The organism is Pseudomonas syringae (assembly GCF_002157375.1).
GTDB lineage: Bacteria > Pseudomonadota > Gammaproteobacteria > Pseudomonadales > Pseudomonadaceae > Aquipseudomonas > Aquipseudomonas syringae_T.
Map to the genome: position 1 here is coordinate 16,246 of NZ_MTSA01000027.1, position 16,101 is coordinate 32,346.

At 54.3% G+C, this 16,101-nt stretch carries 17 protein-coding genes and 2 pseudogenes; 12 read left to right on the plus strand and 7 right to left on the minus strand.

Annotated features, from left to right (window positions below; genetic code table 11):
- Nucleotides 1-80 precede the first annotated feature (80 nt).
- The 5 genes and pseudogenes from BW686_RS24360 (at nucleotide 81) to BW686_RS24375 (ending at nucleotide 4,997) form a co-directional block, all read left to right on the plus strand.
- Nucleotides 81-551, plus strand: a complete 471-nt coding sequence (locus tag BW686_RS24360) for an Lrp/AsnC family transcriptional regulator (RefSeq protein WP_002555835.1) — start codon at nucleotides 81-83, stop codon at nucleotides 549-551.
- 83 nt (nucleotides 552-634) lie between these two features.
- The gene (locus BW686_RS24365; RefSeq protein ID WP_084920346.1) at nucleotides 635-889 is read left to right on the plus strand and encodes a hypothetical protein; all 255 of its coding nucleotides are present in this window, start codon (nucleotides 635-637) and stop codon (nucleotides 887-889) included.
- Nucleotides 890-1,367: 478 nt separating this feature from the next.
- Nucleotides 1,368-2,138: pseudogene (locus tag BW686_RS27615) on the plus strand (MCP four helix bundle domain-containing protein); the annotation flags it as partial.
- The gene (locus tag BW686_RS27620) at nucleotides 2,133-2,996 is read left to right on the plus strand and encodes a methyl-accepting chemotaxis protein (RefSeq protein WP_373271066.1); all 864 of its coding nucleotides are present in this window, start codon (nucleotides 2,133-2,135) and stop codon (nucleotides 2,994-2,996) included. The pseudogene BW686_RS27615 and the gene BW686_RS27620, both read left to right, overlap by 6 nt.
- 378 nt (nucleotides 2,997-3,374) lie before the next feature.
- Nucleotides 3,375-4,997 (plus strand): methyl-accepting chemotaxis protein, encoded by a 1,623-nt coding sequence (locus BW686_RS24375; RefSeq protein ID WP_084920351.1) that lies wholly within the window; start codon nucleotides 3,375-3,377, stop codon nucleotides 4,995-4,997.
- Nucleotides 4,998-5,029: 32 nt separating this feature from the next.
- On the opposite strand, the gene BW686_RS24380 is transcribed toward BW686_RS24375, so the two are convergent.
- Both BW686_RS24380 and BW686_RS24385 read right to left on the minus strand, forming a co-directional pair.
- Nucleotides 5,030-5,704, minus strand: a complete 675-nt coding sequence (locus BW686_RS24380; RefSeq protein WP_084920353.1) for an HAD family hydrolase — start codon at nucleotides 5,702-5,704, stop codon at nucleotides 5,030-5,032.
- 302 nt (nucleotides 5,705-6,006) lie between these two features.
- On the minus strand, nucleotides 6,007-6,906 hold the full coding sequence (locus BW686_RS24385) for a helix-turn-helix transcriptional regulator (RefSeq protein ID WP_256899334.1): 900 nt from the start codon (nucleotides 6,904-6,906) through the stop codon (nucleotides 6,007-6,009).
- Between the two features lie 97 nt (nucleotides 6,907-7,003).
- Between BW686_RS24385 and BW686_RS24390 the strand changes: the two genes are divergently transcribed.
- Nucleotides 7,004-7,891 carry an SDR family oxidoreductase gene (locus BW686_RS24390; RefSeq protein WP_084920356.1) on the plus strand — a complete coding sequence of 296 codons (888 nt, stop codon included), beginning with the start codon at nucleotides 7,004-7,006 and terminating at the stop codon, nucleotides 7,889-7,891.
- 36 nt (nucleotides 7,892-7,927) lie between these two features.
- On the opposite strand, the gene BW686_RS24395 is transcribed toward BW686_RS24390, so the two are convergent.
- The 5 genes from BW686_RS24395 to BW686_RS24415 all read right to left on the minus strand — a co-directional run bounded on the left by BW686_RS24395 (nucleotide 7,928) and on the right by BW686_RS24415 (nucleotide 11,793).
- Nucleotides 7,928-9,283, minus strand: a complete 1,356-nt coding sequence (locus BW686_RS24395) for a hypothetical protein (RefSeq protein ID WP_084920358.1) — start codon at nucleotides 9,281-9,283, stop codon at nucleotides 7,928-7,930.
- A gap of 117 nt (nucleotides 9,284-9,400) precedes the next feature.
- Nucleotides 9,401-9,841 (minus strand): DUF805 domain-containing protein, encoded by a 441-nt coding sequence (locus BW686_RS24400; protein ID WP_084920360.1) that lies wholly within the window; start codon nucleotides 9,839-9,841, stop codon nucleotides 9,401-9,403.
- 16 nt (nucleotides 9,842-9,857) lie between these two features.
- The gene (locus BW686_RS24405; RefSeq protein ID WP_084920363.1) at nucleotides 9,858-10,214 is read right to left on the minus strand and encodes a DUF4190 domain-containing protein; all 357 of its coding nucleotides are present in this window, start codon (nucleotides 10,212-10,214) and stop codon (nucleotides 9,858-9,860) included.
- Nucleotides 10,215-10,698: 484 nt separating this feature from the next.
- The gene (locus tag BW686_RS24410; RefSeq protein ID WP_256899338.1) at nucleotides 10,699-11,241 is read right to left on the minus strand and encodes a demethoxyubiquinone hydroxylase family protein; all 543 of its coding nucleotides are present in this window, start codon (nucleotides 11,239-11,241) and stop codon (nucleotides 10,699-10,701) included.
- 216 nt (nucleotides 11,242-11,457) lie between these two features.
- A complete protein-coding gene (locus tag BW686_RS24415; protein ID WP_005737305.1) occupies nucleotides 11,458-11,793 on the minus strand; it encodes a hypothetical protein in 336 nt (111 codons plus the stop codon).
- Nucleotides 11,794-11,997: 204 nt separating this feature from the next.
- Here BW686_RS24415 and BW686_RS24420 point away from each other — a divergent pair, with 204 nt between their 5' ends.
- The 6 genes and pseudogenes from BW686_RS24420 to BW686_RS24440 all read left to right on the plus strand — a co-directional run bounded on the left by BW686_RS24420 (nucleotide 11,998) and on the right by BW686_RS24440 (nucleotide 16,098).
- The gene (locus BW686_RS24420) at nucleotides 11,998-12,216 is read left to right on the plus strand and encodes a hypothetical protein (RefSeq protein WP_084920366.1); all 219 of its coding nucleotides are present in this window, start codon (nucleotides 11,998-12,000) and stop codon (nucleotides 12,214-12,216) included.
- A gap of 68 nt (nucleotides 12,217-12,284) precedes the next feature.
- Nucleotides 12,285-12,434, plus strand: a pseudogene (locus BW686_RS27265) (IS5/IS1182 family transposase); the annotation flags it as partial.
- Nucleotides 12,435-12,952: 518 nt separating this feature from the next.
- On the plus strand, nucleotides 12,953-14,236 hold the full coding sequence (locus BW686_RS24425; protein WP_084920409.1) for a phenylacetate--CoA ligase family protein: 1,284 nt from the start codon (nucleotides 12,953-12,955) through the stop codon (nucleotides 14,234-14,236).
- A 12-nt stretch (nucleotides 14,237-14,248) separates the two neighbouring features.
- Complete coding sequence (locus BW686_RS24430; RefSeq protein WP_084920369.1) at nucleotides 14,249-14,803, plus strand: acetyltransferase; 555 nt, start codon at nucleotides 14,249-14,251, stop codon at nucleotides 14,801-14,803.
- Nucleotides 14,796-15,482, plus strand: coding sequence for an iron-containing redox enzyme family protein (locus BW686_RS24435; RefSeq protein ID WP_084920371.1), 687 nt, complete (start codon nucleotides 14,796-14,798; stop codon nucleotides 15,480-15,482). The genes BW686_RS24430 and BW686_RS24435 overlap by 8 nt, the downstream gene beginning before the upstream one ends.
- A gap of 4 nt (nucleotides 15,483-15,486) precedes the next feature.
- A complete protein-coding gene (locus BW686_RS24440) occupies nucleotides 15,487-16,098 on the plus strand; it encodes a flavodoxin family protein (protein ID WP_084920373.1) in 612 nt (203 codons plus the stop codon).
- The last annotated feature ends 3 nt before the right edge of the window (nucleotides 16,099-16,101 follow it).

Sequence of the window (16,101 nt, forward strand, 5' to 3'; positions counted from 1 at the left end):
TTTGTGACGCAGAGCGTCACGACAGGCATTCCCGCGCAGAGTGTGAGGAACGATCAGTGCAGGACGACAGGAAACCACACATGGACAAGTTCGACCGGGCAATCCTCGACATCCTGCAAACCGACTGCACGCGCTCCGTCGCAGACATCGCCGAGCGCATAGGCCTGGGCAGCACGGCGTGCTGGCGCCGGATCCAGAAGCTGGAAGAGGCAGGCATCATCGACCGCCGTGTCGCACTGCTCAATCCTCAGCGACTGAACGTGTCGGTCAGCGTCTTCGCCGCCATTCGCACCAACCAGCACAACGCCGCCTGGCTTGAACAGTTCCATGCCGCCGTCGGTGAATTGCCCGAGGTCGTCGAGTGCTACCGCATGGCCGGTGACACTGACTACATGTTGCGCATCGTGGTGGCCGACATCGCCGGGTACGACGCTGTCTACAAACAGTTGATCAGTATTCCCGGCATCAGCGACGTAAGCTCCAGCTTTGCGATGGAACAGATCAAATTCACCACCGGCTTGCCGCTGCAATATGCGTCGTTTGGCGGGTAAGCGCCGCGACGCTCGTCAGTTGAATCGAACCCTCAGCCCTGCGCCACGTCCACTTTCTTTCGCACATGAAACAGGTGGCTGACATGACAACCGATCCCATCCTCACCAAGAGCGTACCCAAAGAAGACCCTGCCAGCGCCGTGCTGGGTCAGTACGACCGCGAAGCCGACCCTGTTCTGGCCATGAACTCGAACAGGCCTGGCGTCGGTTCGGAACAGGGCGATGAGGTGAAGAAGCGTACCGAGAGCGAAGAGGCTTACGAGGACGACGAGCCGGAAGTGTATTCGGACGACCCGGACATCGTGGCGGACGAAGGCGGGGGTGTTTCGCCGGGGTGAAACCAGGCCTTGCCTGCCCCGCTGAACCCTGAGACAGCCTGTCCGGCGGCGCCTCTCCCCCCCCTGAGGCCCGCGCCGCCCGACCGCTTCCATCCCGCCCCATAGCGTTGTAACCAGCGCCCGCCTCTTACTCTTTTTTCAGCGTATTAATGGTTTTTTAGTTATATAAGCGCTCAACTATCAAGAAAGGCTTAGTGCTGCCGATAGGTTCAGAGATCTCCGAAGTCGATTGTAGCGAATGGATTGTTCAATGTTTAACGTCCTGTTGGGGGTTCATGGAGTGGGCTCAGGCGTTACGGCGTTACATCATCTTTTGGCTAATAAGGGATGCTGTAGCGTTGGCACAGGAATTGGATGGCTATTTTTGTAGTCCGATGAGCGATTCATAACAGCGGGGGCAAACCCGCGTGTGGATGATCGCTTCTAGCATGGCAGGGCTGCTGGGTAGCGCTGACCATTTAACGATGATGGATAATCAATGAACCTGATAAATCGCACCAGTTTCGCTACAAAACTCATGGCTGCGTTCATCGCATGCGCACTGATCACGCTGGCTGTAGGCGGCCTGGGCATGCTCGGTATCAGCCGGTTGTCCTCCGCGCTGGAGCTGACGTTCTCGAATAACCTGGTCTCGGTGGCCAACACAAACGAGACCATGACCGCACTGACCACGCATAACCGCGGCCTCTATCGTTTGCTCGATGCCCGGGACAAGCCGACTGCAGAAAAAATGCGCCAGAGTATCAATGGCGAACTGGAGCGTGCTCAGAAAGTCTATGCCGTCTACCGTTCTACTCCGCTGGAAGATGACGAGCGCGCCGCCGGTGATCAGTACGACGCTGTGATGCCTGGCTATATCGCGGCAACCCAGAAGGTCTTCGACCTGCAACAAGCGGGCAATCTGGAAGACGCCCGCAGTCGACTCAACGAACTGGCAGACGGTGACTTCAATAAAGCCCGTGGCTACCTCCAGACCATGATCAACTCCAACAAACGCCAGATCAAAGACGGCGCAGAGGCGGCTGACAAACTGCAAAGCACGTCGGTCACGATGTTGACCGTCGGCATCGTCATCGCTTTTCTGGTGGCGATCATGCTGGGGATCCTGATCACCCGCATGATTACCGGGCCGTTGAAAACGGCAATTGAAGTGGCACAGCGTATCGCCGCAGGTGATTTGACGCAGGCTGTTTCCAGCACCCGAGGCGACGAAGCAGGGCACTTGCTCAATGCGATCGGCACCATGCAGGGCAGCTTGAAACGGACGATCCAGGAGATTTCCAGTGCGTCTGATCAGCTCGCGTCCGCAGCTGAAGAGCTTGGCGCGGTCACTGAAGAAAGTACACGCGGCCTCACGCGGCAAAATGACGAGATTCAACAGGCGGCCACGGCGGTCAATGAAATGACCGCTGCCGTAGAAGAGGTGGCCCGCAACGCAGTGTCCACGTCGGATGTGTCCAAAACCCTGGCAAACGATGCCGTTGATGGCCGTGGGCGAGTGGATGAAACGGTCAAGGGCATCGGCACGATGGTCACCGAGATCACTGATTCCACAGGGTCTGTCACAACGCTCGCTGGCCACGTCCGGGATATCAGCAAAGTGCTGGAGGTCATCCGCAGCATCGCGGAGCAGACCAACCTGCTCGCACTCAACGCTGCCATTGAAGCCGCACGGGCGGGCGAACAAGGTCGAGGCTTTGCAGTGGTGGCCGACGAGGTCCGCGCGCTTGCTCACCGGACTCAGGCATCCACAGTCGAAATCGAAGGCATGATCGGTACGGTGCAATCCGGTGCCGACGGTGCGGTCGCTGCCATGAGCAAAAGCCTGGCGACGGCCACGAGCACCCAGCAGTTGGCTCAGCGCGCAGGCGCCGCACTGGAAAAAATCACCGGCGGGGTGGGGACCATCAACGAGCGCAACATGGTGATTGCGTCCGCTTCCGAAGAGCAGGCCCAGGTTGCACGCGAAGTGGATCGCAACCTGGTCAACATTCAGGAGCTTAGTGCGCAAACCGCGGCAGGCGCCAATCAGACGAGTGCATCCAGTCAGGAATTGTCGCGTCTGGCCACGTCGTTCAACACGATGGTGGCGCAGTTCAAGCTCTGACGCCTCGATAAGGTGTTTCCCGTGGGGGGAACACCGGTTTCCCATGTTCAACAAGGCCTGACCTTTACAGGGAACGGTATCTGGACTGCCTGGCTGCGGTTTTATGATCTCGCCGGATGGAGCTGAGTTGCCCATGCCGCGAGTGCAGTGAAATGATAAATATAATAAAAAGTTCTTTATAGATATCAGCTGGTTATCGGAATTAAAAGCCCCCGAACAGCGCATCAAGCCATTCATTTATTAAAACAGGCGCAGGACGTGCCACACTGATGATGCCTAAGTGGCATCATTGTTGCGTGGAATGAAGTCGCTAGCTGTCGCATTACTAAAAATACCCATAAGCACGCCAGGGAAAGGCTCGTTCGCAGGACTCACATCATGTTCAGCAAGCTCAGTATCTCGCAAAAGCTTTACTTCAGTTTTGTCGCTATCGTCGTGCTGATAGCCGTGTTGGTGGCAAGTGCCTACAGGGGGTTTGAGCAGGTCGAAGGCGCGACTAACAATAATGTTCACTCCTATCAGGTGCTGAGCGAAGCGCAGTCAGCGCTTGGCCAGCTCATCAATATAGAAACCGGTATGCGAGGCTTCGTCATTTCCTCCAAGGAAGCTTTTCTGGAGCCGTTGATCAGCGGCCAGAAACGCTTTTCCGAGGACTTTGACTCGCTCAAGCGCTTGACGGCGGACAATCCAGAGCAACAGCGACGCCTGGATAAGCTTGGCGAAATCCAGAGGCGCTGGCTTGACGAAGACATCAACCCGATCCTCGCCATGCGCAGGGACCTGACCGCGCGTAACGTAGCCGATGACGAACTGGACAGCCGCATTACGTCGGGCGCGGACAAAGCCAAGATGGACGCCATGCGTGCTGCCGTGGCCGAGATCACTGCTGCCGAGAACGAGTTGCTGGTAACCAGAAGCAAAGAGATGGTGGACGCCAAACATCTCGCCCTGATGATATTGATTTACGGCGGCCTTGCTGCGGCGCTGCTCTCTGTCATTCTGGCCACAGCACTGGGGCGCAGCACCACCGCGCGTCTGCAATTGGCGATTGATGCTGCCACTGCGATTGCCAACGGCAAACTGGACACCGTGATCGACACCAGCAGCCATGACGAGCTGCCCAAAGCCTTTGATCGCATGCAGAACCGCCTGCGTGAAATGATTCAACAGATCAGCCAGGCCGCCAATCAACTGGTGGTTGCCGTGCAGCAAATTTCCGGAGCGTCCGAGCAGCTTTCCGGTGCTATTCAAGAGCAATCCACGTCGGCTTCGATGATGGCCGCCACTATTGAAGAATTGACCGTCAGCATTCACCACGTCTCTGAAAACGCCGATGAAGCCCATCAGCTCGCCAGCCGCTCGGGGCAGCAGTCCAAAGACGGCGCACAGGTGATCGAAAATACCCTGTCGAGCATGAACGGCATCGCCAAAACCGTGCAACTCTCATCGACTCAGGTTGCGGGCCTTGGCCAGCATTCCGAACATATCTCGTCGATTATCAGCGTGATTCAAGGCATTGCCGATCAGACCAACCTGCTGGCGCTCAACGCTGCCATCGAAGCGGCACGTGCCGGCGAACAAGGCCGCGGATTTGCTGTTGTTGCCGACGAGGTGCGCTTGCTGGCGCAGAACACCGGCAAGTCGACCAAAGAGATCGCCGGCATGATCGAGAAAATCCAGGCGGGTGTTCGGGAAACGGTCGAAAGCATGCGCAGTGGCGTTCTGGAAGTGAATCAGGGCGTCGAGATGGCCGGGACTGCGGGTCAGGCCATCATCGAAATCCGTGACAGTTCAAACAAGGTACTGCACGTGGTGGATCAGATTTCCTTTGCGCTGCGCGAGCAGACGGCGGCCAGTCAGGACGTAGCGCGCAATGTGGAACGTTCGGCGCAGATGTCCGAACAGAACAACACGTCGGTCCAGGAACTGCTCAAGACCAGCGGTGGCTTGAAAAGCCTCGCCATCAGCCTGCAACAGGAAGTGAGCAAGTTTCAGTTGTAGGGCTTGCCACGTTTACCGCGCTCGCCCCTTGATCAGGGGCGAGAAGCGATCTCGTCCAGATGGTTCAGCAGATCCAGCGGATCTTCATAAACCCGCAAGGCACCTGCCCGCTCAAGCTCGCCGATGTCATACCCCCCCGAAAGCAGGCCCACACCCGTTGCCTTGCAACGCCGCGCCGCCAACATGTCCCAGATGGCATCGCCAATCACCAGACACTCGTCGATAGGCGCGTCTATTTTCTGCGCCGCCGCCAGAAACAGATCCGGATCAGGCTTGCCGTAACTCACGTCATCGCGCGTCACGATATTGATCGTGTTGATGTCCAGTTCCAGCGCCTTCAGATTGATCGTCGCCGTATCAATCCCGCCACTGGTCGCGATGCACCACTTGAGGTTCTCTTTGTCGAGCGTCTCAAGTAACTCGACGGCACCCGGCAGCGCAATGATCTGCCCCTGAAGCCGCTCGTACGCCTGAGCGTGCTTTTCGCTGAGGCGCTCGGCTTGCTCGTCGGTGATGCTCATGCCGGTTTCACGCGACAACGACTTCAACATCAGCCCGCCGCTCATACCGATCTTGCGATGGATACGCCACATCGCGAGCGGGATGTTCTCTGCGTCCAGTGCTTCTTTCCAGGCCGCGACGTTTTGGTAGACGCTGTCGGTCAGCGTGCCGTCGAGGTCGAATATGAAGGAGGTTTGGGGTCTCATAGGGTTACTCTTTTTGAATGCGGATTGACCGTCTGGCAAGGTCCGGAGCCTTGTGCGTGACACCTGCGCGTTTGTGTCTGAAATACAGCGATCAGGTGTGAAGCGAGGCTTCAAATACGGCGTTGCCAGATGGAAGGAATAGGGCTGGGTTTTGCGGTCACCAGCTTTCGAGTGCCTGGTGGGGTGGGGGTTCGATCTTTCGGGCGGGAGGGCAAGTGGGGTGCAGGCAATCTTGATGACCATCATGGGAGTGCTGTGTGTGACGGCACGCGTCACAGATCAGCGCCACACGGTCGTTGAGATTATTGTTCCCTACGCTCCGGCGTGGGAATGCAGTTCTCGACGCTCTGCGTCGCAAAAGGACGCGCCGTGCCGCTCGCCTCTGTTTCCAGATACTCTTCCACAAGCGCCCGCACTCGCTCCGCGTCATCGGCTGTCACCGGGTTGTAGACGATCATTGAGAGATCCGGGCGACCATCGACGGCAAAGCCTGAATATTCCAGCTCGATGAGCCCGTGAGCCGGGTGCCGCAGACGTTTGGTTCCTTCGCCCTGAAGACGAACATCGTTATCACGCCACAGCGCAGCAAAATCGGGGCTGAGGATACACAGCTCATCGGCAAGTCTGCTGACTTCGGAGGCCGCGCCGGCGCGTATGGCGTCTGCTCTGAACGCGGCGACGATAAAACGCGCGACGGCCTCCCAATCATCCTGTTTGGCACGCGTGCCCGGGTTGCAAAACATCAGGCGCAGAATATTGCGCTGTCCCACCGGCAGTAGGCTGTAGTCAGTAAACACTGCCGCTGCAGCGTTGTTCCAGGCCAGCACATCCCACGTCGCCGTTTTGATAAACGCGGGGCTGAACGCAAGGGTATCCAGAACGCGTTGCAAGCGCGGCGACACGCCTTCGGGTGCGCGGTAGACCGCCTCGGGAAGATGACCGAAGGCGAGCATGAACAAGTGCTCCCGCTCGGGTTCGGTCATCACAAGGCTTTGAGCAATCCTGTTCAACACCTGAGCGGAGGGTGCGCCACCGCGGCCTTGTTCCAGCCACGTGTACCAAGTGGCGCTTATATTGGCGCGGTGTGCAACTTCCTCTCGGCGCAAGCCTGGCGTGCGTCGACGGGTGTTGGAAAACCCCAGGCTCGCCGGGTCCAGTCGAGCTCGACAATCTTTCAAATACGTTCCCAGCGGATTGGCCATGTTGATCCTGTTGGTTTTTATACCCTGATAACGTCACGTCTTTTACCGGATAAACGTTACGCGCACTCTGCTGACTTCAGCAAAGAGAGATTTGAGCATGCGCGTATTTCTTACCGGTTCAACGGGATTTATTGGTGCTCAGGTAGCACGAGAGCTTATTGATGCAGGCCATCAGGTGCTGGGGCTGACACGCTCGGCTGGCGGTGCTCGCGCGCTGCGGGCTATCGGGGCTGAGCCACATCACGGGGACATCGAAGACCTGTCCAGCCTCCAACGCGGAGCCGAGAACTGCGATGCCGTCATTCACACGGCGTTTGATCACCACTTCGCCAACTTCGTTGCCAACTGCCAGAAAGACTCTCGCGTCATTGCCGCCTTGGGAGCCGCTCTGGAAGGTTCTGAGCGCCCGTTGATTATCACCTCCAGCACGGCGATGGGCTCGTCCGCGCCAGGGCACGCCGCTGACGAAGATCACTTCAACCCCGACCATCCCAACCCCCGCGTCGCCTCGGAACTGGCCGGACAGGCGATGTTGCAACGCGGGGTTAATGTAGTGGCCATGCGGCTCTCGCAGATTCACAACCCGGTCAAGCAAGGTCTGGTTACCGAACTCATCAAGCAGGCACGAGAAAAAGGCGTCTCTGCCTATATCGATGAAGGCCTCAATCAGTGGTCCGCTGCCCACCTTGAAGATACCGCGCACTTGTATCGCCTTGCCTTGGAAAAGCATCAGCCAGGTGCTCGCTACCACGCGACTGCTGAATCGGGCATCGCGTTTCGCCTCATTGCTGAGGCCATTGGGGAGGGGCTGGGCTTGCCTATCGTTTCGGTGTCATCACACGAGGCCGCTGCGAGCTTTGGGTGGCTGTCGACGTTTGTGGGTAAGGACATGAGCAGCCTCAGCAACAAGACCCAGGAACGCTTGGGTTGGCAGCCAAGCGGGCCGGGTTTGATTACGGACTTGAAGAACTGTCTTAAAGGGTAATGTTTGTTTTTTGCACTTGCCGGTTCAGGAACGGAATCAGCGGCGCTTCTCGTCTATCTGGTTTGCCAGTTCAAGGTAGCGCTTCCCTTCTGCAACGAGCTGGGCGTCGGTCGCGGCCAGTTGAGCAAGCGCTTCGGCCATGTTGTCTTGGCAACCCTGGTGGTGGCACTCAAGTTCTTTCTCGTCACTGGGATTAACATTTATCGCATGGGTATACAGCCTCTCGCCGTTCCGCTTCCAGTCCACTCGCCACTGAGTGGCAGGTACGTCTGACGGACCGTGAAAATAACGTATCTCTCCGTGATAGTGCATCAGTTGCCCATTGAAGAATGTCCATGTATCACTTTTAACGGGCACTTCATCTTCGATGGCTCGCGCTACGTCCGTTTCCGCCGAGAGCTCAATCTGTACCAGAGGGCCGTTTCGCGACAGCATAAAGAGGGTGCCCTCTGGGAAATTGTAGTGCTTTAGCCCGTACCATCGCGGCAAGCTGGCGGGCACCGCGATTGGACCTGTTCGGTGCTCGCCATACATGATGGAAAGCCCCCAAGGGACCTGATTGTCGCTGACGCTGGAAGGCAGGCGCCCGGACTCAGCAAATTCCGTCGATGCCTGAAGCCGCTTCGTCATGTTTTTGGCCAGTTGACCAGGCCACTCCAGCACCCTGTTTCCCTGTGTTCCGCTCAAGCTGGCGCGCACGGTCGTCACCGCAACCGGATCGCCGCGGTCCATCAAGCTTCCTGGCGTGGGGACGCCCAGATCGACCAGTTGATAAGCGGGTGTATCTCGTTTTGACGGCGCCAGCCAGAAGCTCAATGGTTGTTCGCGATACTTGGCAAAAAGCCGCTGGCTTGATGATGTCATGTCCTTTTTCCACTGCTTGAACAGTGGGTCACGCCATAGCACCTGCGCAGGCGCCTGAACTTCGGCGCGGTCAAAGCGATAATGCGGAGCGGGCTCCTCTGGCAACTCGAAACGCAACTTCAGCGGCTGACCCGCCGCACTTTGCACAACCTGCCCCCGCACGGTTACCTCGCGTTCCAGTACCGACGTTTTGGTCTCGAAATGCGGGTTCGGAATACAGGCGACACCGACCATGCAACTGAAAAGCTTCAGATGCGACCGGGTTTCCTGTGTTTCTCCCTCAATCTTTTCTGCGGGCAAGTAGTACGCGGTCAGTTCGGCCTTGCTCCATACCTCGGGCCACAATGCGTTTTGTGTGGCTTCATCCAGGTAGGCCATTGAGCTGTCCGCGAACTCCAGATCCAGATGAAGAGGTTCTGCGTGCAATGGCGTGACGGCTGACGCAAACAGCGCCGCAACCGTGAACAAACGAGCGATTGCGGCTCGAATGACAGTGATGTCTTGAGAGAGGACAGTGTTGATTGGCATATTCCCTGATGCGATAAGGCGGTGAATCCGAACGCTTGTTGAGCGCGTTGAAGATCGCGTTTTTATCTGAAAGCGCCTATGAGGATATGGTCAGGCGACCACATCCTCAAACAGTCTTTATTTAGGGCTTGGGCCAAAACGGTTGGGGCCAGGGTGGCCTTCTTGAATCAGGAACACGAGGTTGGCAATCGGGACCAGCAGCCACCAGCCACTGCGATCCGTGTCGTGCAGCCTGCGAACACCCACTGCAATGCCCGGGACCAAGACGGCCAGGGAGTAAAGGTTAGTGAGTATGCCGCCATCGCCAAAGAGTCCGCCGACAAAGCCGATGACCATCGAGATCAAAACGTTGAACAGAAAAAACATCCAGTATTCTTTTCGGCGTGCCCGACCGGTAAAGACGGCGTATTTTTTCAGAACTTCAAAATACCAGTTCCCTGAAGGCGGGGTGTCGGCAGTAGCACCGGCGGGCGAAATGACCAACTGCGGTGCCCCGCAGTGCGGACAAGCGGCAGCGTCTTCATTAATTTCCTTTGCACAACCACGACAAAATACCATTTCATTCTTCCCTAAATCAGTTAACGATTAATCCTAGAAATATCAGTAGCGACACGGCTGATAAAACAGTGCCCGCAATCGCTATCCCGTTGCCGGGTTTCTTTTTGTTGATGCTGATGATGCCCAGAACAAGCCCGGCGATGGAAAACATGCCGAGCCCGACGATGGTATCCAGGTCCCACTCACCGTCGTCAAACAGCGCCAACGTACAGACGATGCTCAAGACCAGAGAGACGATAGCCATCCAGGGAGACCCTGCGTCGCCTGGCGGTTTCACAGGTGTTGCACTGACTTGGCTGGCACCACATTGCGGGCAGCTCAGTGCTGTTTCATGTATTTCCTTCGCACAACCACGACAGAAGACCATCGCCATTATATTTCCCTATATCAAATAGCGTGTACGCCACAAGCAGGCATTTAGACACCACGAAATTCTGAGGTAAAACGTAGGCATTGCCAAGAATTAAACTATTTATTTATGAAAATTGGCGACTGTGCGACGTTTTTGAGGGGGCGAGGTGTTTATTTTGACTGTGGCCGTAGGCATCGTTTTTTCAGTAGGGGGCTGTGTAAGGGGCTGCGAATGTTTGCAGGTTAATGCACAGAGCGGTGTAACAGTACTTTTGCTGAAAGGCTTTAAGTTGCTTCGTAATAGTTGTGCCAGATGCCACATAACATTTCGACCAGGCACACCTCGGCTGTTTGAAGGGCTCAGTACCTAAAACGCAATGTTATTGAGTTCAGTCGCCCCCAAGGAAAACGTCTGATCTGTACGCATTCCGATAAACTGGCCAGCAGTTTAAAGTCATGATCTCACTGACCTGCATCGAGAGATGCCTAGCTCACCCGGTCGATGCCTAAGAACGCATACCCATCCAGATTACGGCCTCAGTCCATGCAGTCACCACCGGTGCCAGCACCCGGAACCAAGGATCGCGCACATCAATCTGAGCGGCCGAGTGGTCATGATGGTGCTGTTCTTCCTCCACAATTGAAGTAATAGCCGCCACCGCCTGAAGATCGACACCGTCCAGCACTTCAAGTTGATGGGCCAGGTGCTTGAGCACCACACTTTCAACCGCCACGGTCGTCGCAACAATAGCTTTGCGGCCGCAGATACCCGTCACCAAACCCAATACCAAGCCGCCGATCCCACAAAGCCAGTAACTGCGGCAGCGTGGAAAACTGCGACGTTGCAGCTCTTCCTTAAAAACCGTCCGATGACGTCGCTCGTGGGAGAGAAACTCCTTGAGCTCATCCACCATGCCCGGAACGAAAAGCCGGGCCATAAGTAGCTGCCCGCTGTATATACAGATCGCACCATGCTCGCCCGCATGGTCAACCTTCATCATGCGATTGCCGAGGTCTTCGACCTTGGCCGTATCGAAGCGGGCGTTCACGTTGAGGTTTCGTGTTCAAAGGCTTTGGTCATTGGGCATATCCTTGCTCTTGGCGCTGGTAGCGTGCTTAGGGTCATACGGCAGCGAGTTTACAGGGCAGGACATAGACCAAAAAGAAGCCCCGCCGCGCCAGTGCCCCAGCGCCTGGCAGCGCATTCATCAATAGCCAGAAACAGAAAAGCCCGGCGAACCGGGCTTTCTGAAACCGAGCAGTGCTTATTTAGCCGTTTTCAACTTGATCACATCACCAGAGACGGTGGTGGTATAGCCGTTCAGGACCCAGGCCCAGAACCACTTTTCCTGCACTTGGGTATTGATCAGCGCATCGCCGCCCTTGGCCTGGATGGCGCTATTCTGCGCGCGAACGAAACGGTCGTTCTGACGAATCGGGATCAGACCAAACAGCATCAGGCCGGTGGCGCTTGCTTCACTGTGGCCAACGACGGTGTACTGATTGCTGTCGTATTGCTGAGTTTTCATCGGGGTGCCGGTGCAACCCGCCAGAACCAGACCACACACTGCAGCAGCGACGACTTTGCTAAATGACTTCAAGATAAAACTCCATGGAAAACCCCGGATCCACGTCTCGGGCGGCGGTACTTTACTCGCCGGGGTAGCGCTTGAGGTATTTTTTTACAATTGCGTGACGGTGCCCCCACAGCCAACCATGACGGTGCTCCGCGCCAAAGACTGCCTCGCCCTCTGACGCTCGCGTGCGTATGATCGCAATCTGCCACTAACTCACAGGGATCGATCATGGCTAAGCACGAAATAAACCTCACGTTGCACACCAAGGTAGTGCAGCGAAAGGACGTTGAAATCGAGGTGCGGAAAGACGATGCGAAGCTTGGAGAGCTGCTGATCAGCCAAGGAACCATTGACTGGAAGCCGCGTGGTGCTCAACACAAGCTAAAGCTCAGTTGGACGCAGTTCGCAGAGCTGATGGCCAAGCACGGGCGAAGAGTCAACGACTGACATCCGATACGCACTCTATTAAGCAAAAAAGCCACGCCGGGGCATCGCCCGGCGACCAAGCTGATCTGCGCAAACGATGCCGTTATGTACTGGCCGACAAGAGCCATAGCAGCCAGGTTTTGCGTCAACACTGCGACCGCTACGGCATGCAGCGCAAGATGCATCGAGAGCCTCGACCCGGACTGCCTCGGCTGTTTGACAGGCGTCAGTACAAGAAACTTCCACTTTTCACAAAAAATAATTGAGGTATTCATTGCCATTGACTGAATTCTCAATATTTTCCCTGCCCGAAATTTGGTGAACAAGTTGTGTAATGTGGGCTATTTATTTTAAACATTGAGCTGGCCAAAGGTGTTCCATGCTGCACGGGTTTTTGATATGTCCGGGTGCCTACGCTTGAATAAACGCGGCGCGCGTGCCGCAAAATTGGATGTTCAGCGCAAATTTACTCGTGTTTTCATATGAAGCTAAGTTGTACATTTTTTGGTGTGTACATGGTTTAAGGAAGTAAACGCTTTTCCATGAAGATCGCCGGGTAGCATAATTTTGCTATGTTAACAACTGTGCGATCTGACAGGGATTCAGTTTTTCGTTGCTTGTTAATGTCTGCATCGAAAGCGTTAGCCGTTATGGTTAGGACGAAATTTTGATAAGGGATTAAATCGTGATTGTCGAGCGAAAATTTGCTGAGTTCATTGCAAGGTACGATGATGTTCATCAAGCGTACTGGGAAAATATGCTTACTGAAGAAGGCCTTGAACTGTGGCATGAGGAGCGTCTCAAGGAAGTACTGAGTCATGTGAAAACTCAATCCGTTTTTTACAGCAACCATTTTAAGAATATCAATGTGGGAAATATCACACTGTCGAGCCTTTCTTCTTTGCCCTTTACCACCAAGGATGATCTGAGAGCAGCGATGCTGGATATCTTATCCGGTACGCTGGAAGACAGTGTTTACTATTATGAAACTACTGGTACGACCGGTCCTGCGACACCTTGTCCACGAGATAAGAAAGAAAGTTATGCAAGCAACAAACAATTGTCCATGGCTTACAAAGCCGTGCTAGAAAAACATTTCCCTGGAAAAAAGACTGTTGTAGGCATTATGGGCCCCACTGAAGTTCATTCTTTTGGTGATACCCTAGGCGACGTCTGTCATCAGTTGGGTGTTTGCAGTGCGAAAATTTGGCCGCACTCGCCGGTCATTGGTTATCCAAAGACACTTCAGTTGATGCAAGACTTGAAAATTGGGATTATTGCTTCCGCTCCAGGTTTACTGTTGGCGCTGGCCAAAGAAGCCGAGCGACTGGGCTTCAATCCGCGCGAAGACTTTCATCTGCGCGCGTTCATGATGAGTGGCGAACTCTGTACCCCAGCCCTTAAGAATAATTTGTACAGTCTCTGGGGCTGTGAGGTTTATAACAGTTTGTACGGCTCGCAAGAGGCTATGATTATTGCTGCCGCCAATACCAGTGACCAGTTGATGCCCCACCGGCTTAATTACATTATTGAAGTGTTGGACCCGGAAACGGGTGAAACTATCGGTGGCAGTGGAGAGGGTGAGTTATGCGTCACGATGCTAATTGACGGAGTGAAACCCTTGATTCGCTATCGTACCGGTGACCTAGTCGCCATTCAAAAAACGGCGGAAAAGCCTATTGCATTTGCGCGAACAATGAAGGTGGTCGGGCGAGTAAAAGATACCATGACCCTTAACGGGAAAGCTTTCACCGCCGGCTATATTGAGCAGGCCTTGCTTGAGGGCGTCGAGCAGTGCTTGGGCTATCAGATCTTCATCAACTGCGTTAACGGTAGGGACACAGTATTAGCCAAAATGGAGATGTCCAAATTTTATCTGGGGGACCGCAGTCAATTAACTTTAGTTATACGTGAGCGCATGAGTGGTCGCCTGGAAGTCGATACAACAATCATGGTGGTCGATGACCTTGACGATCATGTGAACCTAGGTAGCTGGTTCAGTTGGAAGGAAGCGCGGATTATTGATAAGCGCGGCCGGTAAGAGAGCGTATATATGGGCACGTCCGTGCGAGTAATTTCATCAAGAAACGAGCTTTTTAAAAAAGTATGCGCACTGAGATTGCAATACATTGGTGATAATCCCGCCAGTGAAGATTTTTTTGCAGACATTGAGGAATTACGCGACGCCTGTTCGTACCATATGGTCTATCTGGATAGAGGCGAGGTTGTAGGAGCTATTCGTATTACTCCACTAGGACATGGCATGAGTTTTATCGAGCGTGTTATTAATGTGGGTAAATACTTTCCTTATCCAATGGACTCTTTTGATGCCAATCGACTGGTTTTAGATGAGCGGTACAGAGGCGGTATGCACTTAAAAAGATTTCTTTTGAAAACTGCCATTTGGTTGAAGGCTAATACATCATTTCGGTACATATCAGCGTTGTGCCGAGGTCGGTTGGTTATCCTGTATGTGAATATTGGGGGAGTCGTTCTGGCTGATAATCTCACGTGGGGGAGTCGTCAAGCAATACGTGATTACAGTTTGGTGTTCTTGGAGCTAGATACCGTTTTTAATACTATAAAAGGAAAATTGGCTTATGGATGATTTCTTCGAAGAACTAGATGCCATTGTCGAAGATGGCTGGGCAAAAATCAAAAAAGGCAATTATTGGAGGCACAGTCTTGAGCAGCCGATCACTGTCGAGCTCTATCAGCAGGTGATGCTCCAGGTGTATCACTACACACGGTTCAACTCTATCAATCAGGCCGCCTGTGCATTTAGTGCAGCTCCAGATCAGACAGCGCTACTGCGATTCGTCTACAAACATGCGCTTGAAGAGCTTGGTCACGAGAAAATGGTTATTCGTGATTTGGACTCGATCGGAGCCTTACCTGCATCTTTACCCGAACCACTTGCCCCTACTCAGGCCTTGGTCGCTTATCTGAATGATGTCGCCATTCGCTTGGGGCCAATTGCTCGTTTGGGATACAGTTATTGGGCAGAAGAGGTGTATGACCACATTCAACCAATTCTGAACAAGTTTCGCCTGGATCTAGGTCTTAATGATGAACAGATGACATTCTTCGTTGCTCATTCGGTCATTGATGAAAAACATTCTGAAGAAGTGCGCTTGGCTATACAGCGCTCCGTGAGAACCGATGAAGAGCGAGCACTGATCAAGAGCGTTGCAAGAGTAACGCTATACCTTACGGGCCAACTGCTGGAGGAGTCACTTCTGGAGTATGAGCGCCTTGCTGAGGTTCCATTGTCCAAGGCGTGTTGAGCAAATGAAGCTGATTGTCATTGTCGGGTCAAACCGTACACACGGTGTCAGCAGCCGGGTGGTGTCCTTAATTCGGCGTCACCTGGAAGGACGCGCCTCAGTGGAAGAACTCTGGCTTCGCGATTATCGTATCGATTATTGCGATGCTGATAATGCCTGTGTCCTTACCGATTGCTCTTTGCCTGACGACGTTGCTGTGATTGTTGATGAGATGGTTAAGGCAGATGCAATCCTTTACCTTCCGGTGATGCACGCTTATGGAACCAATAGCCGTTTTCAAGCTTTTTTGGAGCGGGTGGGATATGGGTTCTTGCGTCCGAGAGATAGACCATTGCGAGACAAGCTTGCAGCGGTAGCGGTAGTCGGACGCCGATATGGTCACACCGCGGTATTTGGTCAAGTTGTACTCAATATCCTCCTCAACAAAATGGTTTTGGTTGGCTCGGGTTTTCCGGCGACATTCAATACACAACTGATTCAGGATCCGGAGGCGGAGCTGGCACTGCAGGAAACTCTGGATCGTCTAGTGGAGCATTATCAGAAATTAAAAGATCGACTCCATCGCGGTGCCGAGCGTCTACGCTTGCTTAAACAAGTCCAATTTCAGACAGGGTGATAG

What these genes read in the sequence shown, in the direction of transcription:
- BW686_RS24405 (WP_084920363.1), bottom strand. Translation starts at nt 10,214, where the DNA reads ATGGCGATGGTCTTCTGTCGTGGTTGTGCGAAGGAAATACATGAAACA.
- BW686_RS24400 (WP_084920360.1), bottom strand. Translation starts at nt 9,841, where the DNA reads ATGGTATTTTGTCGTGGTTGTGCAAAGGAAATTAATGAAGACGCTGCC.
- BW686_RS24425 (WP_084920409.1), top strand. Translation starts at nt 12,953, where the DNA reads ATGCTTACTGAAGAAGGCCTTGAACTGTGGCATGAGGAGCGTCTCAAG.
- BW686_RS24420 (WP_084920366.1), top strand. Translation starts at nt 11,998, where the DNA reads ATGGCTAAGCACGAAATAAACCTCACGTTGCACACCAAGGTAGTGCAG.
- BW686_RS24375 (WP_084920351.1), top strand. Translation starts at nt 3,375, where the DNA reads ATGTTCAGCAAGCTCAGTATCTCGCAAAAGCTTTACTTCAGTTTTGTC.
- BW686_RS24380 (WP_084920353.1), bottom strand. Translation starts at nt 5,704, where the DNA reads ATGAGACCCCAAACCTCCTTCATATTCGACCTCGACGGCACGCTGACC.
- BW686_RS24360 (WP_002555835.1), top strand. Translation starts at nt 81, where the DNA reads ATGGACAAGTTCGACCGGGCAATCCTCGACATCCTGCAAACCGACTGC.
- BW686_RS24435 (WP_084920371.1), top strand. Translation starts at nt 14,796, where the DNA reads ATGGATGATTTCTTCGAAGAACTAGATGCCATTGTCGAAGATGGCTGG.
- BW686_RS24390 (WP_084920356.1), top strand. Translation starts at nt 7,004, where the DNA reads ATGCGCGTATTTCTTACCGGTTCAACGGGATTTATTGGTGCTCAGGTA.
- BW686_RS24430 (WP_084920369.1), top strand. Translation starts at nt 14,249, where the DNA reads ATGGGCACGTCCGTGCGAGTAATTTCATCAAGAAACGAGCTTTTTAAA.
- BW686_RS27620 (WP_373271066.1), top strand. Translation starts at nt 2,133, where the DNA reads ATGCAGGGCAGCTTGAAACGGACGATCCAGGAGATTTCCAGTGCGTCT.
- BW686_RS24440 (WP_084920373.1), top strand. Translation starts at nt 15,487, where the DNA reads ATGAAGCTGATTGTCATTGTCGGGTCAAACCGTACACACGGTGTCAGC.
- BW686_RS24395 (WP_084920358.1), bottom strand. Translation starts at nt 9,283, where the DNA reads ATGCCAATCAACACTGTCCTCTCTCAAGACATCACTGTCATTCGAGCC.
- BW686_RS24365 (WP_084920346.1), top strand. Translation starts at nt 635, where the DNA reads ATGACAACCGATCCCATCCTCACCAAGAGCGTACCCAAAGAAGACCCT.
- BW686_RS24385 (WP_256899334.1), bottom strand. Translation starts at nt 6,906, where the DNA reads ATGGCCAATCCGCTGGGAACGTATTTGAAAGATTGTCGAGCTCGACTG.